Raw genomic sequence first — 24,522 nt, forward strand, 5'->3', positions numbered from 1 at the left:
CGACAAGGTGATGGCGACGGCACCGGCAGCCGTCGCAGGGATCTCCTGGTCCCGCGCGCGCCGACGCCGCCACGGACCATCCAGCACCAGGAGGAACTGTGACCACCGCGATCACCCCGGACTCCCGCCTCGAGGCGCTCGCCGCCATGAGCGACGACCAGGGCCTCGACGTCCTCGTCGTCGGAGGGGGCGTCACGGGCGCGGGCATCGCGCTCGACGCCGCCACCCGTGGTCTGCGCACGGGGATCGTGGAGGCGCAGGACTGGGCCTCGGGCACGTCCTCGCGCTCCTCGAAGCTCGTCCACGGCGGGCTGCGCTACCTGCAGATGCTCGACTTCCACCTCGTGCACGAGGCGCTCACCGAGCGCGACCTCCTCATCAAGGAGATCGCGCCGCACCTCGTGAAGCCGGTCTCGTTCCTCTACCCGCTCACCAAGCACTGGGAGCGTCCGTACGTCGGCGCCGGTGTCGCCCTCTACGACGCGCTCGCCACGGTCGGCAGCCGCAAGGGCCGCGCGATGCCGTTCCACCGCCACCTCAGCCGTGGCGGGATGCAGAAGATGTTCCCCGACCTGCGCCACGACGCCGCGGTCGGCGCCGTGCGGTACTGGGACGCCTCCGTCGACGACGCGCGGCTGGTCCTCACCCTGGTGCGCACCGCGGCGGCGTACGGCGCGCTCGCGGCGCCCCGTACCCAGGTGGTGCGCCTGACCAAGTCCGGCCTCGGCCGCGTGGACGGCGCCGTGCTGCGCGACCTGGAGAGCGGCACCGAGCACACCGTCAAGGCGGGCCACGTCATCAACGCGACCGGCGTGTGGACCGAGGAGACCGAGTCCCTCACTGGCAGCGAGGGCGGCCTGCACGTGCTGGCGTCCAAGGGCATCCACATCGTCGTGCCCCGCGAGCGCATCCGCGGCACCGTCGGCCTGATCCTGCAGACCGAGAAGAGCGTGCTGTTCGTGATCCCCTGGTCGCGCTACTGGGTCATCGGCACCACCGACACGCCCTACGTGCAGAACCTCGTGCACCCCGTGGCCACCGCGGCGGACATCGACTACGTCATCGAGCACGCCAACGCGGTGCTCTCCACGCCGCTCACCCGCGACGACGTGATCGGCACCTGGGCCGGACTGCGCCCGCTGCTCCAGCCCGGCACGAAGGACGGCACGTCCTCGGCCAAGGTGTCCCGCGAGCACACGGTCGCCTCGCCGGTCCCCGGGTTCGTCGCGATCGCCGGAGGCAAGCTCACCACGTACCGCGTGATGGCCAAGGACGCGGTCGACTTCGCGCTCGGCGCCCGCGCGTCGAGCCTGCCGTCGATCACGGACCGGATCCCGCTGCTCGGCGCCGTCGGACTCGACGCGATCTACCGCCAGAGCACCCGCCTGCAGCGCGAGCACGGCTGGAGCGAGGCGATGGTCGACCACCTGCTGCACCGCTACGGCTCCGCGCTGCGCGAGCTGCTCGCGGCGATCGAGGAGCAACCCGACCTCGCGCGTCCCCTCGAGCACGCCTCGGCCTACCTGCGCGCCGAGATCCACTTCGCGGCGACGCACGAGCAGGTCCTGCACCTCGAGGACGTCATGCTCCACCGCACCCGGCTGACCTACGAGGTCTCCGACGCCGGACGTGCGGCCACCGACGAGATCCTCGAGATCATCTCGCCGGTGCTCGGGTGGGACTCCGAGCGTCAGGCGGCGGAGAAGGCGAGCTACCTCGCCCGCTGCGACGCCGACGACGCGGCCGCGCAGACGGCCACCGACGCCGAGGGCGACCTGGCGCGGCAGGCCGCCGCCGACATCGCCCCGATGCTCGACCTCGCGACCTCCCGGGCCGACTGACCCCGGTCGGGGTCGGCCGACCCCGACCACGGTGGCGGCGCGCGTCCCGGCGCGCCGCCACCGACCCGCACGAACGTCCGGGACGACAATGCAGGAGATCGGTGCCACGGTACCGGTCGACGCTCGGGGCCGGCGCAGACCCGCGTCGGTTCTCACAACGATGTGAAAGGTGCTCGATGGGTACCCAGATCTTCCTCTCCGAGCTGTTCGGCACAGCAATGCTCGTGCTTCTCGGTTGTGGTGTGGTCGCCAACGTGGCGCTCACCAAGACCAAGGGCAACGCCGGTGGGTTCCTCATGGTGAACTTCGGGTGGGGGCTCGCGGTCTTCGCGGGCGTCTACGTCGCGTTCGCCTCCGGCGCCCACCTCAACCCCGCCGTCACCTTCGGCCTGTGGGCCGGTGGCAAGGACTTCTACGAGGGCAACGCCGACCTGGGCCTCGCCGCCGTCCCGGCGACCTTCGGGAACGCGGTGCTCTACATCGTCGCGCAGCTCGTCGGAGCCATCATCGGCGCCGCGATCGCGTGGCTCGCGTACAAGCAGCACTTCGACGACGAGCCCGACCCGGCCAACAAGCTGGGCGTCTTCTCCACGGGGCCCGCGATCCGCTCCTACGCCTGGAACTTCGTGACCGAGGTGATCGCGACCTTCGTGCTCGTGTTCGTGATCATCCTGTTCGGCAACTCCCCCTCGGGCCTCGGCCCGCTGGCCGTGGCGCTGCTCGTGGTCGGCATCGGTGCCAGCCTCGGTGGTCCCACGGGGTACGCCATCAACCCGGCCCGTGACCTCGGTCCGCGCATCGCCCACGCCCTCCTGCCGATCAAGGGCAAGGGCAGCTCGGACTGGGCCTACTCCTGGGTCCCGATCGCGGGCCCGATCGTCGGCGGCGTGCTCGCCGGCATCGTCGCGTCCGTCATGCAGAACGCCCTCGGGCTCGGCTGACGCACGAGGCCGCCCGACGGCGAACGCACCTCGTCCTGCGAACGCGCGTTCGCCGTCGGGCATCACGCCCACCGGCGCCGTTCCACCCGGCCCTTCCCATCCACCGGCTCCACCTCAGAACCGCACACCGACGTGAAGGAAGAACAAGTGGCTGACTACGTCCTCGCCATCGATCAGGGCACCACGAGCTCGCGGGCGATCATCTTCGACTCCAGCGGCAGCATCGTCTCCACGGGCCAGAAGGAGCACGAGCAGATCTTCCCCAAGGCGGGGTGGGTCGAGCACGACGCCGAGGAGATCTGGACGAACGTGCGCGACGTCGTGGGCCAGGCCCTCGGCCGCGCGAGCCTGCAGGCCAAGGACATCGCCGCGATCGGCATCACCAACCAGCGCGAGACCGCGGTGGTGTGGGACAAGAACACCGGCAAGCCGGTGTACAACGCCATCGTCTGGCAGGACACCCGCACCCAGAAGATCTGCGACCGCCTCGCGGGCGACGTCGGCGCCGAGAAGTACAAGGCCAAGGTCGGCCTGCCGCTCGCGACGTACTTCGCCGGCCCGAAGATCGTGTGGATCCTCGAGAACGTCGAGGGCGCGCGGGAGAAGGCCGAGGCGGGCGACCTCCTCGCCGGCACCATGGACACCTGGGTCCTGTGGAACATGACCGGCGGCGCGGACGGCGGCGTGCACGTCACCGACGTCACCAACGCCTCGCGCACCCTGCTCATGGACCTGGAGACGCTCGACTGGGACGCCTCGATCGCGGCCGACATGGGGATCCCGCTGTCGATGCTCCCCGAGATCCGTTCCTCGGCCGAGGTGTACGGCAAGGACCGCGAGGGCGGCCTGCTCGCCGGCGTGCCGATCGCCGGCATCCTCGGCGACCAGCAGGCGGCGACGTTCGGCCAGGCCTGCTTCGAGGTCGGCATGGCCAAGAACACCTACGGCACCGGCAACTTCATGCTCATGAACACCGGCACCGAGATCGTCCCGAGCAAGAACGGGCTGCTCACCACCGTCTGCTACAAGATCGGCGACGCGCCGGCCGTGTACGCGCTGGAGGGCTCGATCGCGGTCACGGGCTCGCTCGTGCAGTGGCTGCGGGACAACCTCAAGGTCATCTCGGCCGCGCCCGAGATCGAGGCGCTCGCCGCGACCGTGGACGACAACGGCGGCGCGTACTTCGTGCCGGCGTTCTCTGGTCTGTTCGCGCCGTACTGGCGCGGCGACGCCCGCGGCGCGCTCGTCGGCCTCACGCGCTACGTGACCATCGGCCACATCGCGCGTGCGGCGCTCGAGGCGACCGCGTTCCAGACCGCCGAGGTGCTCGAGGCGATGAACGCGGACTCCGGCGTCGAGCTCACCGAGCTCAAGGTCGACGGCGGCATGATCGCCAACGAGGTGCTCATGCAGTTCCAGGCCGACGTGCTCGGCGTCGACGTCGTGCGGCCCAAGGTCGCCGAGACCACGGCGCTCGGTGCCGCCTACGCGGCCGGCATCGCCGTGGGCTTCTGGTCCGGGGAGCAGGACGTCATCGACAACTGGGCCGAGGACCGTCGCTGGACGCCGGAGATGAAGGGCGAGGAGCGCGACCGGCTCATGCGCAACTGGAAGAAGGCCGTCACCAAGACCTTCGACTGGGTCGACGAGGACGTCGAGTGACCGCACTCGCGCACTGAGACTCGGTCGCCGAGCCTGCGCACGAACGACCGACGCCCCGGACCCGTCCGGGGCGTCGGTCGTTCTCGTGCGAGGGTCGGCTACACCTCGACGTCGCGCCAGAAGCAGCGCGCGACGGCGAGCCGGCCCGGGTCGTAGCCGCGCCACTTCGCGTCGGGCACGGCGTCCCGGGGCACCTCGCGATAGCCGCGCCGCGCGAAGAACTCGGCCGCCGGGGCCGAGACCGTGACGGCGAACAGCGCGCGCAGCCCGGCCTCGCGCGCCCGTTCGAGCAGTCCCTCGAGCAGCATGCCGCCGGCTCCCGCACCGGAGAACGCGCTCACCGTGATGAGCCCGGAGACCTCCCCGAGGCCCTGCCCGCCGTACGCCTCCGTCTCCAGTCCGACGACGCCCGCGAGGTGACCGGTGCGCGCCACGCGCGCGCCGAGGCCGCCCACCGCCATCCGTGCGACCTCCGCGCGCGTGCGCGGCTTGAGCACGCCGTCGGCCACCCCCTGCGCGACGAGCGCCTCGACGACCGGCAGGTCGTCGACCCGCAGGTCCTCCAGGCGCACGTACCCGCCGAGCGTGAGGACCGTGCCCGCGCCGTCGAACGTGAAGAGCTCGCGCTCGAGGTCCGCGGCGCGACAGAGGTTGACGCTGTACGCACCGCCGCGCAGGGCCCGCTCGGCCGCGGGCAGCAGGTGCGGGTCGCCGCGCCCGTCGAGCTCGCGCGCGAGCTCGTCGTGCAGCGTGCGCAGGTCGGCGAAGCTGCGCGGCGGGTCGCCCCAGCCGCCGCGGGGGTCGGTGAGCACCACCTTCGCCGCACGCACCCCGGAGGCGAGCAGGCCCGCGGTCTCGGCCACGCCGTCGGGCTCGGCCACCGCCACGAGGACGCCGTGGTCGGCCACGGCGATCCAGAGCTCCGCGAGGCTGCGCTCGTCCCACACCCGCGGCGTGCTCGCGACGGCGGACCCGACGCCGACGGCGTCCAGCGCCGCGCGCAGGTCGCCCGCCGCGGCATGGTGCTCGACCACGAGGATGAACCGGGTGTCGCCGGCCGCGAACCCGCGCACCGTCCGCGCGATCGCCGCGGCCGCCTCCTCGTCCAGCACGGGCACCGAGACGACGATCGTGACGCCACGGAACTCGGCGAGGAAGAAGGCCCGCTCGGCGGCGGGGATGGGGTCCGGGTCGACCGTCGCGGCGGGGACCTCGGGGCGCGGTGGCACGGGCCGCGGGGCCACGGGCAGGGGGTCGGAGGACATCGCCGACCAGTGTGGCGCATCGATGCCGAATCGTGACCTGCGTGGTGCATGCCACACCGGGAAGCCGGGTTAACGTGGACGGCGTCCTCGACGGAGCGGACACGGACGTGGTCGGTTCTCAGCCCCCTGCGAACCGACCATGTCTGTCTCTCCAGCCCTTCCCGGAGCCCTGCTGCCCGCGGTGCGCCTGGCGGCGTGGGTCCGCGACGATCCTGCGCGCGCCGCTCCCGGGTGGGAGGCTGGGGCCCATGGCCACCCCGCGACGCCGCACCCTCCTCGACGACGACCTCCTGGCCCGGATCCACGCCCGCGCGCCCCAGCACGACGCCGAGAACACCTTCCCGCACGCCGACCTGGCCGACCTCGTCGCCGCGGGCTACCTGCGCGCCGCCGTGCCGACCGACCTGGGCGGCGCCGGGTTCACGCTCGAGGAGCTCGCGGCCGAGCAGACCCGGCTCGCGGCGGCCGCGCCCGCGACCGCGCTCGCCGTCAACATGCACCTCGTGGTCGTCGCGATGGCGGCACTCCTGCACGCCGACGGCGACGCCCGGACCGACCCGATCCTCACCGACGCGGCGGCCGGGGAGGTGTTCGCGTTCGGGAACTCCGAGGCCGGCAACGACCTCGTGATGTTCGACTCGGGCACCCGCGCGGAGCCCGACGGCGAGGGCGGCTACCGCTACCACGGCACCAAGATCTTCACCTCGCTCGCCCCGGTGTGGACCCGCCTGGCGACGTTCGGTCGCGACGACTCCGACCCCGACCGGCCGGTCCTCGCGCACGGCGTCGTGACGCGCGAGGGAACACGCACGCTCGAGGACTGGGACACGCTCGGGATGCGTGCCACGCAGTCCTGCTCGACGGTGCTCGACGGCGCGCACGCGCCCGCCGACCGGGTCTACCGCGTGCTCGCGCCCGGCCCGAACGCGGACTCGTTCACGTTCGCGCTGTTCGCAGCCTTCGAGATCCTCGTGGCGGCCGTCTACGCGGGGATCGCCGGGCGCGCGGTCGAGCTCGCCGTAGCCTCCGCGCGGCGGCGCACCTCCCGACGCACGGGCACGACGTACGACGCCGACCCGGACATCCGCTGGAAGGTCGCCGAGGCCGCGATGGCGCACGACGGCGCGCGGCTGGAGGTCCTCGCGCTCGCCCGGGACGTCGACGAGCGGGCCGACCACGGCGCCCGCTGGTTCGCGCAGCTGGTGGGGCTCAAGGTGCGGACGGTGGAGACGGCGCGCGGCGTGGTCGACCTGGCGCTGCGGGTCGGCGGCGGTGCGAGCTACGCCGCGGGCAGCGAGGTGAACCGGCTGTACCGGGACGTGCTCGCGGGCATCTTCCACCCCAGCGACGAGGAGTCGGCCCACTCGACGATCGCGACCTCGGTCCTGGGGCCGCTGGGCTGAGGCGTCACGGCGTCACGGCGTCACGGTCGTCGCCGAGGAGTCGGGGGTCCCGGCGATCCAGCCGAGCTGCTGCGCCAACCAGGGCAGGCCCATCACGGCCAGCTTGGGCGCGGAGATCCAGTCGTGGCCACCCTCGACGCCCTCGACCTTCACGGTGGCGCCCTGGGTCGTGAGCAGGCCCGCGATCTCGTTCGCCTGGCTCGGCCCCTCGGTCGACACGTAGCCCAGGTAGAAGGGGTGCCCCGAGAGGTTCCCGGCGGCCGGGATCGCGGTCGCCGGGAACGACCCGGGGGCGCCCGACGGGTCCGCGTTCAGCTGCGGCGCCACGGGCTGCATGTACGGCATGGCGGAGAAGGTCCCGCCCCACACGTCGGGCTTGTCCACGGAGTCGATGAGCGCACCGTAGCCGCCGGCGCTCATCCCGCCGAGGACGCGCTGCCCCGCCTCGGCCTTGGTGCGCAGGTGGGCGTCGACCCACGGCACGAGGTCGAGCGTGAGAAAGTCGCCGCGATCGGGACCGGCGCCGGGATAGTTGACCGGCTCGTCGCTCGAGCCGAGGTCCATGTCCGGGGCGACGGCGATCACCGGCGGCATCGTGCCCGCGGCGATCAACGTGTCGAGGTGGTCGTCGAGGTCGCCGGAGTCGAACCAGTCGGTGCCGTAACCGGGCGCGCCGTGCAGCATGTAGATCGTCGGGTAGTGGGTGTCCGGGTTCTGGGTGTACCCGGGCGGGAGGTAGATGTTCACCGTCGAGTCCGGCACTCCACGCGCCGTGGACTGGACGGTGACGTGGACGACGACGCCCGCACTCTCCGTGGTGTCCGCCGGGAGCGTCCACGGCTTGCCCATCGGGACCACGAGCGGCTCGTCCTCCGCGACGTCGTTGAACACGCCCACGAGGCTGCGCCAGGAGGACAGGTAGCCGTAGTGGGCGCCGACCGCGAGCCCGGCCGCGAAGAGGAGCAGCACGAACGCGAGGACGCCGGCGACCACCGTGCGCCACCAGCCGTGCCGACCCTCCCGGCGCTGACGACGGGCACGCACCCCCCACACCACGAGAAGAACCGCCAGCAGCGCGGACACCGCGGCCGTCGCCCAGATCTGCCACACCTCGTCCGTGTCCACCCGCGCATTGTCGGCCATCGGCGAGTCGGCTCGTGCACGGGCCTTGCCCGGCCGAGCGGCCGTGGCACTGTGAAACGTTCCAATGCTAGAGTCGCGCCACCGGCACGAGCCGACAGTGACGTCAGAAAGGCCCCTCCATGGTCCAGCGCCAGATCCCGAGCTGGGGAGACCTCTCCCCCCTGCTGCGCCTGCGTCCGTTCGACCCGGACGGCACGCGGCGGCGACTGGCCGGCGCGCTCACGATCGCCGACCTGCGCCGGCTCGCCGCCCGTCGCACGCCCAAGTCGGTCTTCGACTACACCGACGGCGCGGCCGAGAGCGAGATCTCGCTGCGGCGCGCGCGGCGCACGTTCGCAAACCTCGAGTTCCGCCCCTCGATCCTGCACGACGTCTCCGAGGTCGACACCACGACGTCGATGCTGGGCCGCCCGGCCGCGCTGCCGTTCTCGTTCGCTCCGACGGGCTTCACGCGGATGATGCAGACCGAGGGCGAGACCGCCGTCGTGCGCGTGGCCGAGCGGCGCGGGATCCCCTACGCGCTCTCCACGATGGGCACCACCTCGATCGAGGACGTCGCGGCCGCCGGGCCGGACGCCCGCAAGTGGTTCCAGCTCTACGTGTGGAAGGACCGCTCGCGCGGTGAGGACCTCATGGCGCGCGCCAAGGAGGCGGGCTACGAGGCCCTCATCCTCACGGTGGACGTCCCGGTGGCGGGCGCGCGGCTGCGCGACTCCCGCAACGGCTTCTCGTTCCCGCCGCAGCTGTCGGTCAAGACCTTCCTCGACGGCGCGACCCACCCCAACTGGTGGGTCGACCTGCTCACCACGCCGACCTACCAGTTCGCGTCGCTGGACGCCTGGAACGGCACCATCGGCGAGCTGCTCGACTCCCTCTTCGACCCGTCGATGACCATGGCCGACCTCGAGTGGCTGCGCTCGGTGTGGGACGGCCCGCTCGTCATCAAGGGCATCCAGACGCTCGAGGACGCCAAGCGCGTCTCGGCCGCGGGCGCCGACGCGCTCGTGCTGTCCAACCACGGCGGCCGTCAGCTCGACCGCGCCCCCGTCCCGCTGCGGCTCGTGCCCGAGGTGCGCGCCGCCGTCGGCGAGGCGACGGAGGTGTGGGTCGACACGGGCATCATGTCCGGCGGCGACGTCGTGGCCGCGCTCGCGCTCGGCGCGCACGCGACCATGGTCGGCCGGGCCTACCTCTACGGCCTCATGGCCGGGGGTGAGCGCGGCGTCGAGCGCGCCGTCGACATCCTCTCCGGCGAGATCGTACGCACCATGAAGCTGCTCGGGGTCAACTCCGTGAGCGAGCTCGGCGAACGGCACGTCCGGCTGCACTGACCGAGGAGCGTTGCCCCCTCCCCAACTTCCCCTCGAATAGGTGACGATGGGGTCATGACCTCGTCACGAACGGATCACGACGGCCCATCCGCAGGTCCAACCCCGGGGCGGCCCACCACAAGCGATCGCGTCCGGCAGGTGAGCGTCTGCGTGGGGGCCGTGCTCGCCGTCGCGGGGTCCGCCGTCGGGTCGGGCGCACTCGGCGGCACGCCGATCGCGCAGGCCTCCGACGGCGCACTCTCGGCCGCCGCGCTCGCCACCTCGAGCATCGACCTCAGCGTCCTGAGCCCGACGGCGTGGGCCGGCGTGGTCGTCGCGGTCGCCGCCGTCATCGCCTCGCTCACGAGCGTGCGGCTGTCCGGCCTGGCCTGGACGGGTCTCGGCGTCGCTGCTGCGTCGGCGTGGGGGCTGGCGGGGATCGCCGTCGGTCGGGCGACCGAGGGGCCGAGCTCGTCGGTCACGACCGTCCTGGCGGCCGTGGCCGCCACGGTGGTGCTCGCCGTCGGGGTGGTCGCCGGCCTCAGAAGCGAGGCGTCGAGGGGTCGGACGGGTCGGTCGACGGGTCAGCAGACGGGTCGGTAGGGAGCACCGGCGCGTCCGGGTCCGACGGCAGCGGTGCATCCGGCGCCTCGGTGCCCGGCGTGCTCGGCTCAGGGGTGCTCGGCTCGGGCGTGCTCGGCTCGGGCGTGCTCGGCTGCACCGCAGGGTCCTCGGCGGGGTCCGCGGGCGACTCGGGCGTGGCCGGCGGCACAGCCGCGTCGCCCTGACCCGTCACGTCGCCGACGAACGAGGAGATCTTGGCCTTCGCGTCCTCGATCGCCGGACCGGCCTTCTCCTTCGCATCGTCCAGCAGCGCAGCCGCCTTGGCCTTCGCGTCCTCGAACGCCGGTCCGGCCTTCTCCTTCGCATCGTCCAGCAGCGCGGCCGCCTTGGCCTTCGCGTCCTCGAACGCCGGGCCCGCCTTCTCGACCGCGTCCTCGTACAGGTCCTGCGCCTTGGCTGCGACGTCGTGCGCCGCGGCCGTGACCTTGTCGACGAAGCTCTGCTCGGACATCGCTCTCCCTCGGGTCGTGGCGGCGTCGCGTGCGCGTCGCCCTCGCGCCCACCCTGGCCGTGCGCCGTCCCGTCGCGCAACCACCTCTCGGTAGGATTCTCGGATGCGCCGGGACCCCGACCCCGACTCCGGAACCGACGCCGTCCTCGACACCGCCTCCCACGCCACCGCCGAGGACGCGCACAGCGCCGACGCACTCTTCGACCTCCCCGCCGGCTCCCGCGTCCCGCGCCGACGGGTCCTCGTCCTCGCGGGGGCGTCCGGCTCGGGCAAGAGCTCGGTGGCCCAGCGCCTCGGTGTGCCCGTGGTCCGGCTCGACGACTTCTACCTCGACGGCGACCACCCCGGACTTCCCCGCCGGCACGGCATCGTGGACTGGGACGTGCCCCAGACGTGGGACGCGCAGGCCGCGTGCGACGCACTGCTGACCGCGTGCCGGACCGACCGGCTCGTCCTGCCGGTCTACGACATCCCGACGTCGCGCCGCACCGGGACCGAGACCGTCGACGTGACGGGCGCCCCCGCGCTGGTCGCCGAGGGCATCTTCGCGGCCGAGATCGTCGAGCCGCTGCGCGCGGCCGGGGTCCTGCTGGGCGCCTACTACCTGCAGCAGTCGCGGTTCACGACGGCGCTGCGCCGGTTCGCGCGGGACGTCGGCGAGGCCCGGAAGCCTCTGGGCGCGCTCGTGCGCCGCGGTGTCGCGCTGACGCGCGCCGAGCCGGCGCTCGTGCGGTCGTGGCGGGCTCGCGGGCTCGCGCCCCTGCCGCGCGAGAACGCCGAGGACGCGCTCATCGCGCTGCTCGCGCAGGGCGCCTGATCGAGGCCCGCCCGACGGCGCGCGACGTCCCGGGGGTCCTACGGGCCCGCGAACCCGCCGTGGAACAATAGGGCGCATGACCGCCGCACCACCCGCCGTCCTGGACAGCGACCGCCCGTGGGCCCGACCTCCCGAGGAGGTCCTGCGCGCCGTCGACTCCAGCGCGGAGGGGCTCGCTCAGGCCGAGGTCGACACCCGCCTCGCGCAGACGGGCCCCAACGCGCTGCCCGCCGCGGCGCAGAAGCCGTGGTGGCGCCGCCTGCTGACGCACTTCGACGACGTCCTCATCTACATCCTCATGGCCGCCGCCGTGCTCAAGGCGATCTCGGGCGACTGGGTGGACTTCGCCGTCGTCGCCGTGGTGATCCTCGCGACCGCCCTCATCGGCTTCATCCAGGAGGGCCGCGCGGCCTCCGCGCTGGCGAGCCTGCAGAGCATGCAGTCGCTCGACGCCCAGGCCCGGCGGGACGGCACGTGGGGGGTCGTGGACGCGGCGACCCTCGTGCCGGGCGACGTCGTGCGGGTCCGGTCCGGCGACAAGGTGCCGGCCGACCTGCGCCTGCTCGTGTCGGCCAACCTCCAGGTGGACGAGGCCGCGCTCACCGGCGAGTCCGTCCCCGCGACCAAGGACGTCGAGGCCGTGAGCGACGACGCCGGCGTCGGCGACCGCAGTTCGATGGTCTTCTCGGGCACCATCGTGGCGACCGGGACGGGCGAGGGCGTCGTCGTCGCGACCGGGGCCCGCACGGAGATCGGGCGCATCTCCGCCCTGGTCTCCGAGCAGGACCAGCTCGACACGCCCCTGACCCGCCAGCTCGCCCACCTCGGCAAGCAGCTGTCCATCCTCATCGGGCTGCTCGCCGTCGTGATGCTGCTCATCGGCCGCCTCATCCACGACTTCGCGGTCGACGAGCTGATCTCCGCCGCGATCGGGTTCGCCGTCGCCGCCGTGCCGGAGGGCCTGCCGGCCCTCGTGACGATCACGCTCGCGCTCGGCGTGCAGCAGATGGCCCGGCGGCGCGCGATCACCCGCAAGATGTCCGCGGTGGAGACGCTCGGCTCGGTCACCACGATCTGCTCGGACAAGACCGGCACCCTCACGCAGAACGAGATGACCGCCCGCACGGTCGTCACCGCCGAGCGCATCTACGCCGTCGAGGGCACCGGCTACGACCCGGCCGGCCGCGTGCACCTCGAGTCCGGTCCGGACGCGGGCACGACGGCGGAGCTCGCCGACCACCCCGACCTCGCCGCCCTCGTGCTCGCCGCGGGCGTCGCCAACGACGCGCGCGTGGAGGAGACCCCCGACGGCTGGCGCGTCGTCGGCCAGCCCACCGAGGGCGCTCTCGACGTGCTCGCGGCCAAGGCCGGCGCGCCGGTCGACGGCGTGACACGGCGCGCGCAGGTGCCGTTCGAGTCGACGCACAAGTTCTCCGCGACGCTCGACGACGTCGCGACCGAGAGCTCGCCGTCGCCCGTTCGCGTGGTGCACGTGCTCGGCGCACCCGACCGCCTGCTGGACCGCAGCGCGACCGAGCGCACGGGCGAGCCGCTGGACCGCGCGGCGTGGGAGGAGCGGATCGACGCGCTGTCCGCGCAGGGGCTGCGGGTGCTGGCCGCCGCGACACGACCCGCCGACGGCGTCACGACGCTCGCGCTGGACGACCTCGACGGCGATCTCGCGTTCCTCGGGCTCGTCGGCATCGTGGACCCGCCCCGGCCCGAGGCGACCGCCGCGATCGCCGACGCCCACAGCGCCGGCATCCGGGTCAAGATGATCACGGGCGACCACCGCGGGACCGCCGTCGCGATCTCGCGCGAGCTCGGCATCGCTCCGCCCGAGGGCGATGTGCCCGCGCTCACGGGCGCCGAGCTGCAGGCCATGAGCCAGGACGAGCTGCGTCGCGTGGTGCGCGACGTCGACGTCTACGCGCGGACCTCCCCCGAGCACAAGCTGCGCATCGTGCGTGCGCTGCAGAGCCACGGCGAGGTCGTCGCGATGACGGGCGACGGCGTGAACGACGCTCCGAGCATCACGCGCGCCGACGTCGGCGTCGCGATGGGCATCAAGGGGACCGAGGCGACCAAGGAGGCGGCGGACATCGTCCTCGCGGACGACAACTTCGCCACCATCGAGCGCGCGGTGGAGGAGGGCCGGCGGATCTACGACAACATCCGCAAGTCGGTCGTCTTCCTGCTCCCGACGAACGGCGCGCAGTCGCTCGTCATCCTCGTCGCCGTGCTGCTCGGCCTCGCCCTGCCGCTCTCCCCCGTGCAGATCCTGTGGGTCAACCTCGCGACCGCGGTCACGCTGTCCCTCGCCCTCGCGGGCGAGCCCGCCGAGCCCGGGATCATGCAGCGGCCGCCGCGCTCGCCCAAGGAACAGGTGCTCTCGCCGCGCTCGCTCGCGCTCGTGCTGTGGGCCTCGGTGCTCATCGGCGGCGCGACGCTCGGGGTGTACCTGTTCGAGCGCGCGGCGACCGGGAACTACGCCGTCGCGCAGACCAGCGCCGTCACGATGCTCGCGCTCGGCCAGCTCGCGTTCCTGCTGTCCTGCCGATTCCTCAGCACGTCGGCGCTGACGTGGCGGGTGTTCACGGGCAATCCGGCGATCTGGATCTCGGCGGGCATCCTGATCGCCCTGCAGCTGCTGTTCAGCTATGCGCCGTTCATGAACTCCTGGTTCGACTCGGCGCCGATCGGGTTCTACCAGTGGGGGCTCACGTTCGGGCTCGCCATCGTGGTGTTCCTGCTCAACGAGGCCGGGAAGGCCGTGCTTCGGCGCGTCGTCCGCTGAGCACGCGGCGCCGCGCGGCGCTGCTCGGCGTTGCCAGGGCTCGCCCCCCCTTCGCGAGAGGAAGTTCGTCCTTTCGCGAGAGGAAGTTCGTCCTTTCGCGAGAGGTAGTTCGTCCTTTCGCGAGAGGAAGTTCGTCCTTTCACGAGAGGATCCTGAGCGCCTGGCCCGCGCGTCGCTGATCGGGGTTCGATCCGCTCTTCCCGACCTGCTCCGTGTGACCACCGCGGCCCACGTGGACACCGCCACCGCCACGTCCACCCCAGACGCGGCAACACCTCCCGCGGCGCGCCTGCGGTGGACACCGCCACCGCCACGTCCACCCCAGACGCGGCAACACCTCCCGCGGCGCGGCCGGGGTGGACAGCGCCACCGCCACGTCCACCCCAGACGCGGCGACAGCTCCCGCGGCGCGGGCCCACGTCGACAGGCCCCCGCCGGGGATGGCGGGGGCCTGTCGCGGAAGCGGGAGGTCGTCTCAGCGCGAGAGGAAAAGCTCCTGCGCGCGGGCGTACTGCTCGCGCACCACGGGCGCGCTCGGCGCGCTCGCGACCTCGGTCGCGGTGTCCGCGAGCGCGGTCCAGGCGGGCAGGTCCGCCGTCGGGTCCTCCTGAGCGTCGAGCACCCACGCCGCCTGGCGCGCGGCGCCGTCGGCCACGTACTCCCCCGGCGCGGGCAGGAGGATGTCCTGACCGAGGACGCTCGGGGCGACCTCGCGCAGCGCGGGCGACTTCGCCGCGCCCCCGACGAGGCGCAGCGAGGCGACCTCGAGGCCGAGCGCGCGCACGGCGTCGAGCCCGACGCCGAGCCCGCAGACGATGGCCTCGAACGAGGCCCGCGCGAGGTTCTCCCGCGTGTAGCTCGCGTGCGTGACGCCGTGCAGCGCACCCATCGCGTCGGGCCGGTTCGGGGTGCGCTCACCGTTCAGGTACGGCACGAACGTCAGGCCCTCGCTGCCCGCGGGGGCGGCGAGCGCGAGGCGCGCGAGCTCGTCGTGGTCGAGGCCGAGCAGCGCGCGCGTGGCGTCGAGCACCTGGGCGCAGTTCACGGTCGCCACGAGGGGCAGGTAGTTGCCGGTCGCGTCGGAGAACCCGGCGACCAGGCCGGTGGCGTCGGCGGGCGGGTCGGCCACGATCGCCGAGACCACGCCGGAGGTCCCCACCGAGAGCAGGACGTCGCCGGGCCCGAGGCCGAGCGCGAGGGCGGCGCCGGCGTTGTCACCGGTTCCGGGGCCGACGAGCGCGTCGGCGCCGAACGTCGTGGTGCGGCCGACCGCCTCACGGAAGCCCGCGACGCGCGGCAGCACGATGTCGTCGCGGCCGAACGCGTGCGCGAGCAGGTCGAGGCGGTACTCGCCGGTCCGACCGGAGAAGTACCCGGTGCCGGACGCGTCGGACGCGTCGGTGGTGAGGTCGCGCAGGTCGCTGGACCCGCGCAGGCGCCACGTGAGGTAGTCGTGCGGGAGGCAGACGGCGGCGACCCGGGCAGCGTTCTCGGGCTCGTTCTCGGCGAGCCAGCGCAGCTTCGTCGCGGTGATCGAGGCCACCGGCACCGTGCCGGTCTCCTCCGCCCAACGCTGCGCGCCGAGCTCGGCCACGAGGTCGGTCGCCTGGCGGCCGGAGGAATTGTCGTTCCACAGCATCGCGGGACGGACGGGCTCGCCGTCGGCGTCGAGCGTCACCATGCCGTGCTGCTGGCCCCCGACGGCGACGGCGGCGACGTCGGAGATCCCGCCCGCGCGCTCGACGGCGAGCTCGAGGGCCTCCCACCACACGCGCGGGTCGACCTGGGTGGTCTGAGGGTGGCTCGCGGCGCCGCTGCGCACGAGCGCGCCCGTGTCGGCGTCGCGGACGACGACCTTGACGGACTGAGTGGAGCTGTCGATCCCGGCCACGAGGCGGCGAGCGGACATGGGTGTTCCTTCGAGGTGTGCTGGTGGGCCGGGCGGGAGCACGGCCCGGGGGCCGGCCGGGAGCACGGCCCGGGGGCCGGGCGGGAGCACGGCCCGGGGGCCGGGCGGGACGAGCAGGGACGACCGGGATCCCGGGGCCGCGGGCGGCGCGTACGCCGCCCGCGCCGCCGGGAGCCCCGGAGTCGTCAGCCGATGAGGTGCTCCAGCGCGAGCTGGTTGAGCGCGACGTAGTTCGTCTCGCGGGCACCCGCGGCGTCGGCGTCGAAGTCCTCGAACGCGCTGCGGTCGGCGAGCAGGTCGGCGAGGGTCTCGCCCTCGCCGAGGGTCGGCTTCGCGGCCTCGAAAATGCCGGCCGCCTCGAACGCCGCCTGGGTGCGCGGGTCCTCGCGGTAGGCCTTGGCCTTCTCGGCGAGCAGCAGGTAGGTGTCGATGTTCGCCTTCGCCGACGCCCACACGCCGTCGAAGTTCTCGGTGCGCGAGGGCTTGTAGTCGAAGTGGCGCGGGCCGGTGTAGCGCGGGCCGCCGTTCGGGAAGCCGTTCTCCACAAGGTCGACGGTGAAGAACGCCGACAGCAGGTCGCCGTGGCCGAACACGAGGTCCTGGTCGTACTTGATGGACCGCTGGCCGTTGAGGTCGATGTGGAAGAGCTTCTCCGCCCACAGCGCCTGGGCCAGGCCGTGGGTGTAGTTCAGGCCCGCCATCTGCTCGTGGCCGGTCTCGGGGTTGAGGCCCACGATGTCGCCGTGCTCGAGCTCGGCGATGAAGCCGAGCGCGTGGCCGACCGTCGGCAGGAAGATGTCGCCGCGGGGCTCGTTGGGCTTGGGCTCGAGCGCGATGCGCAGGTCGTAGCCCTTCTCCTTGATGTAGCCGGCGACGGTGTCGATGCCCTCGCGGTAGCGGTCGAGCGACGCGTTGACGTCCTTGGAGCCGTCGTACTCGGCGCCCTCGCGCCCGCCCCACATGACGAACGTCGAGGCGCCCAGCGACGCCGCGAGGTCGACGTTGCGGATGACCTTGCGCAGGCCGAAGCGGCGCACCGAGCGGTCGTTGGCCGTGAATCCGCCGTCCTTGAACACGGGGTGGCTGAACGTGTTGGTCGTGACCATCTCGATGACGAGGCCGGCCTCGTCGGCCGCCTTCTTGAAGCGCTCGAGGATCCGCTCGCGCTCGGCGTCGCTCGTGCCGAACGGCACGACGTCGTCGTCGTGGAACGTCACGCCCCACGCGCCGGCCTCGGCGAGCGGGCCGAGGTAGGCCCACGGGTCGAGCTCGGCCCGCGTCGGGTCGCCGAACTGGTCCTTGCCCGCCCATGCCACGGTCCACAGACCGAACGAGAACTTGTCCTCGGGGGTTGCTGCGCGCACCATCACTGCCTCTTTCGTCGGCATCCTTGCTCGACGGCGTCGATCGTCGTCGATTTGATTTACCGGATGAACTTATAGCCGGATGTGCGCTACGGTCAACCCCGTGGACGAGCATCTCGGCGAGCCGCGCGGCGTGTCGGCGTCGGCGCGCGACGCCTCACCGCGGGGGCGCCGCGACGCCGCACGCCAGGGCGCCCTGCGAACCCACAACCTCGCGCTCGTCCTCGAGCACGTCGCGCGAGCCGAGCCGCTGTCGCGCGCCGAGGTCGCCGAGCGCGCCGGCCTCACCCGCGCCACCGTCTCGAGCCTGGTCGAGCTCCTCCTGGCCGCGCGCATCCTCGAGTGGGCGCCGTCGACGACGGCGCGCACGGTGGGCCGCCCCGCCGCGCCCGTCCGTCTGGCCCGGGGGACGCTTGCCGGCCTCGGGCTCGAGGTCGGCGCCAACCACCTCGCCGCCGCCGTCGTCGACCTCACCGGCGCACGCCTCGCCCAGCGCGAGGTGCGGGGAGACTTCGCTGCGCCGTCGCCGGCCGACACCCTCGCCCGGCTGGCGACGCTCGCGTCGCTCACCTGGCAGCAGGCCGTGGCGCAGCACCCTGGGCTCACGCTCCTCGGCGTCGAGGTCGCGGTGCCCGGCATCGTGCGCGACGGCGTGGTGCTCGACGCCCCCCGGCTCGCCTGGGTCGACGTGCCGGCCGAGGCGATCGTCCGCGCGGCGCTGCGCGACGCCCGGGGCGCCGACGCGTCCGACGAGATCCCGGTCGCAGTGGGCAACGAGGCCTCGCTCGCCGCGGTCGCCGAGGCGCACGCACGCGGCGGCGCTTCGTTCCTCTACCTGTCCGGCGGGATCGGCGTCGGCGGCGCGCACGTCGTCGACGGCCGCGTGCAGGGCGGCGCGCACGGCTTCGCCACCGAGCTCGGGCATCTCACGGTCGACCCCGCCGGTCCGCGCTGCCGCTGCGGCGCGACGGGCTGCCTCGAGCAGTACGTCGGGGCCCAGGCGCTCGCGCGCACACCGCTGCCGGAGGCGGGCTGGGCGCTCGGCGTCGCGCTCGCGGCGGCGGTGAACCTGCTCGACGTCGAGACCCTCGTGCTCGGCGGCACGCTCGCCCCGCTCCTGCCGCAGCTGCGCGACCCGCTCGAGGCCGAGCTGGCCACGCGCGTCCTCGCCTACCCGTGGGCCCGGCCGGCGCTCGACGCCGCGCGCGTGCACGACCTGCCGAGCCTGCAGGGGGCCGCGCTCGGGCCCGTGCTCGCGGTGCTCGCCGACCCCGAGCGCGTGGTCGTCGGGCACGGCACCGACTGAGGAGCGGCCTGGCGGGCGGCGTGACGGAAACGCCCGACGGAACGCCCGACGGAATGCGCAGCGCCGGCCACGGGTTGCACGCTGCGTGAGCGAAGCCGTGAGTCAACCCCTGGGTGAACCCCTGCAGGTCGAGGTCTGGTCGGACGTCCAGTGCCCCTGGTGCTGGATCGGACGCCGTCGGCTGCAGGAGGCGGTCGCCGCGACGGGCGAGGAGATCGAGCTGGTCTACCGCTCGTTCGAGCTCGCCCCCGACGTCCCCGTCGACTACGACGGCACCTCGGTCGACTTCCTCGCCGATCGCAAGGGCATGCCGCGTGACCAGGTGCGGGCCATGATGGCCCGCGTCACCGAGATCGCCGCGGGCGACGGCCTCGAGTACCACCTCGAGACCGCGCGCCAGACGAACACCGTGCTCGCCCACGAGTTGCTCCACCTCGCGCGCGAGCGCGGCGTCCAGGAGCACCTCAAGGAGCGGCTGTTCGGCGCCTACTTCACGGAGAACCGCCATGTCGGCGACGTCGAGGAGCTCGTCTCGCTCGCCGTCGAGAGCGGGCTGGACGCCGCGGAGGCCCGGGCGGCCCTCGCCGACCACCGGTACCTGCCCGCGGTGCGGGCCGACGTCGCGCAGGCGCGCGCCTACGGCATCAACGGCGTCCCGTTCACCGTGGTCGACGGTGCGCTCGGGGTGTCGGGCGCGCAGTCCGCGGACGTGTTCGCGGCCGCGCTGCGGCAGGCCCGCGCGGCGCGCGCGGGTGCGACGTCGGTGACCGCCTCGTGAGCGCGGCCTCGTCCGCGCGCGAGCCCACCCGGGCGGTGCACGACGGCGAGCCCACGCCGTCGCCCGTCCGCTCGCCCTTCGTCATGGTCGGGCACCCGGTGGCGGCCGCTCCGGCCACGGCGGCCGACGGGGACGGGGACGGCCTGTGCGTCAACGGCATCTGCGTGGTGCCGGCGCCGGCGAAGAGCGGCGTCAGGCCTGCGGCCGACTGACGTGGTCGGTGTCGACGGCGTTCACGGCGTCCTCAACCGCGTACTCGTCCTCCTCGGCCACGGGCAGCGCCCGCATCCGCCAGAACGGCCCCGCCACCACGAACAGGCAGGCCGGCACGCCCGCGACCGCGCCGAGCCACACCGTCGGCACCACCCCGAGCCACTCCCCCAGCACGCCCGCGAGCAGCGCGGCGATCGGCATCGTGCCCCACACGCAGAACCGGATCGAGGCGTTCATCCGGCCGAGCAGCCGGGCCGGCGTGATGCGCTGGCGGAACGAGACCTGCGTGACGTTGTAGACGAGGATCGCGGCGCTGGCGAGCATCCCCTGCGCCGCGAGCACGGGCACCACCCAGCCCGTCGGTACCAGCGTGACCAGCGGGAACGCGAGCCCGACCACGCTGAACGCGATCGCCGAGAGCGGGATCGCCCGGCCCTCCCCGACGGCTCGGACGAACCGGGGCGTCAGCGCGGCGCCGGCGAGCCCACCGACGCCGCCGAGGGAGAACACCAGCCCCCACGTCGCCGGCGACAGACCCAGGGTGCGCAGCACGAGGATCGGCGCGAGCGTCACGACGATCGTCGAGCAGAGGTTGGACACGGCCGTCGTGCCGACGATCCGGCGCAGCAGCGGGTGGCCGAGCACCCAGTGCAGCCCCTCCGCGATCTCGGTGCGCAGCGGCTCGCGCTCGTGCGCGGGCCGCACGACCTCGTGGTCGCGCGTGCGCAGGAGGGCCACGAACGACGCGACGTACGTGGCCGCCGTCGTGAGCACCGCGATCGGTGCGGACACGGCACCGACGAGCCAGCCGCCGAGGCTCGGCCCCGCGAGCGCCGCGAGCTGCTGCGTGGACTCCAGCTTGCCGTTCGCCTCGGGGATCGCGTCGCGGTCCACGAGCGCGGGGATCACGCTCTGGTAGGAGACGTCGAAGAACACCGTCGCCACGCCGATGACCAGCGCGACTGCGACGAGGTGCCAGACCGTGAGGTGCCCGCCCAGCCACAGCGCGGGGATCGCCAGGAGCACGACGGCGCGCACGGCGTCGGCCACGATCATCACCCGGCGCTTGCGCATCCGGTCGATCCACGCACCCGCCGGCAGCCCGACGACCAGGAACGCCGCCACCGACGCCGCGTTGAGGACCCCCACCTCGAGCTCGCTCGCGTGCAGGAGCACGACGGCGAGCACCGGCAGCGCGAGTCCGGTCACCTCCGCGCCGAGCTGGCTCAGCGCCTGGCCGCCCCAGAACGTACGGAAGTTGGCGTCCCGCCACAGGGAGCGATGCTCCCCAGCCGCGAGTGATTGGGTCATGTCAATCAGTATCGGGAGGGCGATTGAGTTCTGTCAATCACTGCCGGTGCGTCGGTAGGCTCGCGAGATGGCGGACGAGCGCGCGACGGACGAGCAGCCGGATACCGGACACCGGGGGGAGCGCCCGGACCCCGCCGACGACGACGCCCCCGCCGCCGAGGCCGTCGCCCGCGCGCTCAGCTCGCCCCTGCGAATGCGGATCCTGCGCCTGTGCGCGTTCGACGCGCGCACGAACAAGGAACTCGCCGAGCTGCTCGATCTCAACCCGGGCACGGTGCTGCACCACGTGCGCACGCTCGTCGACGTCGACATGCTCGCGCCGCAGGAGCCCCGGACGGGTCGGCGCGGGGCGAAGGAGATCCCCTACAAGGCGACGGGTCGCTCGTGGCACTCGCGCGTGCCGGGGATGTCGATCGTGCTGCTCGAGACGATGCGCCAGCAGCTGGCGGGCGTGGACCCGGACGAGGTCGCGACGACCTGGATGGGACTGCGGCTCAACGCCGCGCACAAGGCGGAGCTGGACCAGCGCCTCTACGGACTGATCCAGGAGTTCAAGGAGCGCGGCCCGGACCCCGACGGCGACGCCTGGTCCCTCGTCACGGTGCTGCACCCGGATCGCAACCCGGCCGGCCCGCCCGCCTGACGTCTCCGAGCGGCCGCCGCGTCGAAGATCCTCTCGCGAAAGGACGGACATTCTCTCGCGAAAGGACGGACTTCCTCTCGCGAAAGGACGGACTTCCTCTCGCGAAAGGACCGACATCCTCTCGCGAACGGGCTGGCGGGATGCACGACGGCGAGGCACGGATCGATCCGTGCCTCGCCGTCGGGGACGCGTGCGTCAGGGCGGGTCAGCGCAGGAACGCCGCCGCGACGCCGGAGTCGACCGGGATGTGCAGGCCCGTGGTCTGGACGAGGTCCGGACCGGTGAGCGCGGCCACCGCGGCGGCGACGTGCTCGGGCAGCACCTCCTTCTTCAGCAGCGTGCGCTGCGCGTAGTACTGGCCCAGCTCCTCCTCGGGCACGCCGTAGACGGCCGCGCGCTTGGCGCCCCAGCCGCCGGCGAAGATGCCCGAGCCGCGGACCACGCCGTCGGGGTTGATCCCGTTGACGCGGATCCCGTGCTCGCCGAGCTCGGCGGCCAGCAGACGGACCTGGTGCGCCTGGTCGGCCTTCGTGGCCGAGTAGGCGATGTTGTTCGGGCCCGCGAACAGGGAGTTCTTCGAGGCGATGTAGACGATGTCGCCGCCGAGGTTCTGCGCGATCATCGCGCGCGCCGCCTCGCGGGCCACGAGGAAAGAGCCGCGGGCCATGACGTCGTGCTGGAGGTCCCAGTCCTTCGTCGTGGTCTCCAGGAGCGGCTTGGAGATCGACAGCCCGGCGTTGTTCACGACGAGGTCCACGCCGCCGAACGCGAGCACCGTGGCCTTGACGAGCTCGGCCACGGCCTCCTCGGACGTGACGTCCGCCGCGACGCCGACAGCGACGTCGGGGCCGCCGATCTCGGCCGCGGCCGCCTGCGCCTTGGCCTCGTCGAGGTCGGCGATGACGACGCAGGCGCCGTCGGCCGCGAGCCGCTCGGCGATCGCCTTGCCGATGCCCGACGCCGCACCCGTCACCACCGCGACGCGCGTGGCGAGCGCCTTCGGCTTCGGCATCCGCTGGAGCTTGGCCTCCTCCAGCGCCCAGTACTCGATCCGGAACTTCTCGTTCTCGTCGATCGGGGCGTAGGTCGAGATGGCCTCGGCACCGCGCATCACGTTGATCGCGTTGACGTAGAACTCCCCCGCCACGCGCGCGGTCTGCTTGTCCTTGCCGAACGAGAACATCCCGACGCCGGGCACGAGCACGATCGCCGGGTCGGCACCGCGCATCGCGGGGCTGTCGTCGACCTTGTTGCGCTCGTAGTAGCCGGCGTAGTCGGCCCGGTAGGCCTCGTGCAGCTCGTGCAGGCGAGCGACGGCGTCCTCGAGCGGCGCGTCGGCCGGCAGGTCGAGCACGAGGGGCTTGACCTTCGTGCGCAGGAAGTGGTCGGGGCAGGAGGTGCCGAGCTCGGCCAGGGGGGCCAGCTTCTCGCGCGAGACGAAGTCCAGCACGACGTCGGAGTCGGTGAAGTGGCCGACCTGCGGCTTGTCGGCGGACGCGATGCCGCGGATCACCGGCGCGAGGGCGGCGGCGCGCTCGCGGCGGGCGGCGGCCTCGAGCGGCTCGAACCCGGCGCGCACCGCGCCGAAGGGGTGCTCGCCGCGGGCGGCGAGCTCCGCCGTCGTGCGCTCGATGTACGCCTCGGCGGTGCGGATGATGTCGAGGCTGCGCGCCTCGGCCTCCGCCGAGTCCTCGGCCCAGGCGGTGATGCCGTGGCCACCGAGGATGCAGCCGATGGCCTGCGGGTTGGCCTCCTTGATGGCGGCGATGTCGAGGCCGAGCTGGAAGCCGGGGCGGCGCCAGGGCACCCACACGACGCGGTCGCCGAAGATCTCCTGGGTGAGGCGCTCGCCGTCGGCGGACGTCGCGACGGCGATGCCCGCGTCGGGGTGCAGGTGGTCCACGTGCGCGGCGTCGACGAGGCCGTGCATCGCGGTGTCGATCGACGGCGCGGCGCCGCCCTTGCCGTGCAGGCAGTAGTCGAACGCGGCGACCATCTCGTCCTCGCGGTCCACGCCCGGGTAGACGTTCGGGAGCGCGCGGAGGCGGTCGAGGCGGAGCACGGCGAGGTTCTTCTCGGTCAGCGTGCCGAGGTCGCCGCCGGAGCCCTTGACCCACAGCAGCTCGACGTCCTCACCCGTGACGGGGTCGGTGGCGGAGCCCTTGGCGGACGTGTTTCCGCCCGCGTAGTTGGTGACGCGGGGGTCGGACCCGAGGCGGTTGGAGCGCGCGACGAGGGCCGCGGCCGGGGACTGGGACATCGGTGTCTCTCCTGGTCTCTGAATCGTTTCAGGGATCAGCGTATCCGGGACCTTGGTCCCGGTCAACCGGTTCGCTCTCCGGTGGGTGCGTGTCCGTGACCACAGCTCGGCTCTCGTGGTTCCGGCCCTGCCCCAGCACCGGAGGGATCGAGCACCGCGGCGCGCCGACCGGATCGCCCCTCTCGCGGCGCGATGTGCCGCACCACTGCGCGGCGTGCGCGCCGTGGACCAGCGCACGCACGCGTCGTTCGCGGTAGTACAGAGCCACAGCGCTGTGGCTGTGCACTCGAGCGAGGCCCGAGCTTCACCGGGGAGCCGGCATGCCGGAAATGGCAGTATGGCGCGGGTCCGCCAAGCGGAACCCGTGTCGCGAAGCGGCCGCGCGAGTAACAGCGCTGTCAGGCCGGTGCGAGGCGGTCAACCACGCGCAGCGCACGCCGCCTCCCGACGCACGCCAGCCCGTGACGCGCGCCGGCCCCCGGCG

The 24,522-nt window shown here is 73.3% G+C and carries 19 protein-coding genes; 12 read left to right on the plus strand and 7 right to left on the minus strand.

Annotated features, from left to right (window positions below; genetic code table 11):
- Window positions 1–146: 146 nt before the first annotated feature.
- From AC3AQ1_RS05640 to glpK, 3 genes are all read left to right on the plus strand, one after another.
- A complete protein-coding gene (locus tag AC3AQ1_RS05640; protein ID WP_108720008.1) occupies window positions 147–1,841 on the plus strand; it encodes a glycerol-3-phosphate dehydrogenase/oxidase in 1,695 nt (564 codons plus the stop codon).
- 176 nt (window positions 1,842–2,017) lie between these two features.
- Window positions 2,018–2,782, plus strand: a complete 765-nt coding sequence (locus tag AC3AQ1_RS05645; RefSeq protein WP_108718178.1) for an MIP/aquaporin family protein — start codon at window positions 2,018–2,020, stop codon at window positions 2,780–2,782.
- 147 nt (window positions 2,783–2,929) lie between these two features.
- Window positions 2,930–4,444 carry a glycerol kinase GlpK gene (gene glpK, locus AC3AQ1_RS05650; protein WP_108718179.1) on the plus strand — a complete coding sequence of 505 codons (1,515 nt, stop codon included), beginning with the start codon at window positions 2,930–2,932 and terminating at the stop codon, window positions 4,442–4,444.
- 98 nt (window positions 4,445–4,542) lie between these two features.
- Here the strand turns inward: glpK and AC3AQ1_RS05655 are convergent, their stop codons facing one another.
- On the minus strand, window positions 4,543–5,709 hold the full coding sequence (locus tag AC3AQ1_RS05655) for a GNAT family N-acetyltransferase (protein WP_108718180.1): 1,167 nt from the start codon (window positions 5,707–5,709) through the stop codon (window positions 4,543–4,545).
- Between the two features lie 248 nt (window positions 5,710–5,957).
- Here AC3AQ1_RS05655 and AC3AQ1_RS05660 point away from each other — a divergent pair, with 248 nt between their 5' ends.
- Window positions 5,958–7,112 (plus strand): acyl-CoA dehydrogenase family protein, encoded by a 1,155-nt coding sequence (locus AC3AQ1_RS05660; protein WP_108718181.1) that lies wholly within the window; start codon window positions 5,958–5,960, stop codon window positions 7,110–7,112.
- A 12-nt stretch (window positions 7,113–7,124) separates the two neighbouring features.
- Here the strand turns inward: AC3AQ1_RS05660 and AC3AQ1_RS05665 are convergent, their stop codons facing one another.
- Window positions 7,125–8,237, minus strand: a complete 1,113-nt coding sequence (locus tag AC3AQ1_RS05665; protein ID WP_159096403.1) for an alpha/beta hydrolase — start codon at window positions 8,235–8,237, stop codon at window positions 7,125–7,127.
- A 137-nt stretch (window positions 8,238–8,374) separates the two neighbouring features.
- Between AC3AQ1_RS05665 and AC3AQ1_RS05670 the strand changes: the two genes are divergently transcribed.
- Together AC3AQ1_RS05670 and AC3AQ1_RS05675 are read left to right on the plus strand one after the other, a co-directional pair.
- Window positions 8,375–9,586, plus strand: coding sequence for an alpha-hydroxy acid oxidase (locus AC3AQ1_RS05670; protein WP_108718183.1), 1,212 nt, complete (start codon window positions 8,375–8,377; stop codon window positions 9,584–9,586).
- Window positions 9,587–9,724: 138 nt separating this feature from the next.
- Entirely contained in the window at window positions 9,725–10,168 is a 444-nt protein-coding gene (locus tag AC3AQ1_RS05675) for a hypothetical protein (protein WP_159096404.1), read from the plus strand.
- On the opposite strand, the gene AC3AQ1_RS05680 is transcribed toward AC3AQ1_RS05675, so the two are convergent.
- The gene (locus AC3AQ1_RS05680; protein WP_108718185.1) at window positions 10,107–10,640 is read right to left on the minus strand and encodes a hypothetical protein; all 534 of its coding nucleotides are present in this window, start codon (window positions 10,638–10,640) and stop codon (window positions 10,107–10,109) included. The two genes, AC3AQ1_RS05675 and AC3AQ1_RS05680, sit on opposite strands and share 62 nt — an antisense overlap.
- Before the next feature lie 103 nt (window positions 10,641–10,743).
- Here AC3AQ1_RS05680 and AC3AQ1_RS05685 point away from each other — a divergent pair, with 103 nt between their 5' ends.
- Both AC3AQ1_RS05685 and AC3AQ1_RS05690 read left to right on the plus strand, forming a co-directional pair.
- Window positions 10,744–11,457, plus strand: coding sequence for a uridine kinase family protein (locus AC3AQ1_RS05685; RefSeq protein WP_199916533.1), 714 nt, complete (start codon window positions 10,744–10,746; stop codon window positions 11,455–11,457).
- 76 nt (window positions 11,458–11,533) lie between these two features.
- Window positions 11,534–14,254 (plus strand): cation-translocating P-type ATPase, encoded by a 2,721-nt coding sequence (locus AC3AQ1_RS05690; RefSeq protein WP_108718186.1) that lies wholly within the window; start codon window positions 11,534–11,536, stop codon window positions 14,252–14,254.
- A gap of 475 nt (window positions 14,255–14,729) precedes the next feature.
- Here the strand turns inward: AC3AQ1_RS05690 and xylB are convergent, their stop codons facing one another.
- Both xylB and xylA read right to left on the minus strand, forming a co-directional pair.
- The gene (xylB, locus tag AC3AQ1_RS05695) at window positions 14,730–16,163 is read right to left on the minus strand and encodes a xylulokinase (RefSeq protein ID WP_108718187.1); all 1,434 of its coding nucleotides are present in this window, start codon (window positions 16,161–16,163) and stop codon (window positions 14,730–14,732) included.
- 185 nt (window positions 16,164–16,348) lie between these two features.
- Window positions 16,349–17,530 carry a xylose isomerase gene (gene xylA, locus AC3AQ1_RS05700; RefSeq protein ID WP_108718188.1) on the minus strand — a complete coding sequence of 394 codons (1,182 nt, stop codon included), beginning with the start codon at window positions 17,528–17,530 and terminating at the stop codon, window positions 16,349–16,351.
- A 100-nt stretch (window positions 17,531–17,630) separates the two neighbouring features.
- Here xylA and AC3AQ1_RS05705 point away from each other — a divergent pair, with 100 nt between their 5' ends.
- From AC3AQ1_RS05705 to AC3AQ1_RS05715, 3 genes are all read left to right on the plus strand, one after another.
- A complete protein-coding gene (locus AC3AQ1_RS05705) occupies window positions 17,631–18,833 on the plus strand; it encodes an ROK family transcriptional regulator (protein WP_159096405.1) in 1,203 nt (400 codons plus the stop codon).
- Between the two features lie 97 nt (window positions 18,834–18,930).
- Window positions 18,931–19,611, plus strand: a complete 681-nt coding sequence (locus tag AC3AQ1_RS05710) for a DsbA family oxidoreductase (protein ID WP_234417820.1) — start codon at window positions 18,931–18,933, stop codon at window positions 19,609–19,611.
- The gene (locus AC3AQ1_RS05715) at window positions 19,608–19,823 is read left to right on the plus strand and encodes a hypothetical protein (RefSeq protein ID WP_108718190.1); all 216 of its coding nucleotides are present in this window, start codon (window positions 19,608–19,610) and stop codon (window positions 19,821–19,823) included. The genes AC3AQ1_RS05710 and AC3AQ1_RS05715 overlap by 4 nt, the downstream gene beginning before the upstream one ends.
- Here the strand turns inward: AC3AQ1_RS05715 and AC3AQ1_RS05720 are convergent.
- Window positions 19,804–21,135 (minus strand): MFS transporter, encoded by a 1,332-nt coding sequence (locus tag AC3AQ1_RS05720; protein ID WP_108718191.1) that lies wholly within the window; start codon window positions 21,133–21,135, stop codon window positions 19,804–19,806. The two genes, AC3AQ1_RS05715 and AC3AQ1_RS05720, sit on opposite strands and share 20 nt — an antisense overlap.
- 67 nt (window positions 21,136–21,202) lie before the next feature.
- Here AC3AQ1_RS05720 and AC3AQ1_RS05725 point away from each other — a divergent pair, with 67 nt between their 5' ends.
- On the plus strand, window positions 21,203–21,778 hold the full coding sequence (locus tag AC3AQ1_RS05725; protein WP_108718192.1) for a winged helix-turn-helix domain-containing protein: 576 nt from the start codon (window positions 21,203–21,205) through the stop codon (window positions 21,776–21,778).
- A 205-nt stretch (window positions 21,779–21,983) separates the two neighbouring features.
- On the opposite strand, the gene AC3AQ1_RS05730 is transcribed toward AC3AQ1_RS05725, so the two are convergent.
- Window positions 21,984–24,038, minus strand: coding sequence for a bifunctional aldolase/short-chain dehydrogenase (locus AC3AQ1_RS05730; RefSeq protein WP_108718193.1), 2,055 nt, complete (start codon window positions 24,036–24,038; stop codon window positions 21,984–21,986).
- Between the last annotated feature and the right edge of the window lie 484 nt (window positions 24,039–24,522).

Source organism: Miniimonas sp. S16 (assembly GCF_057748195.1).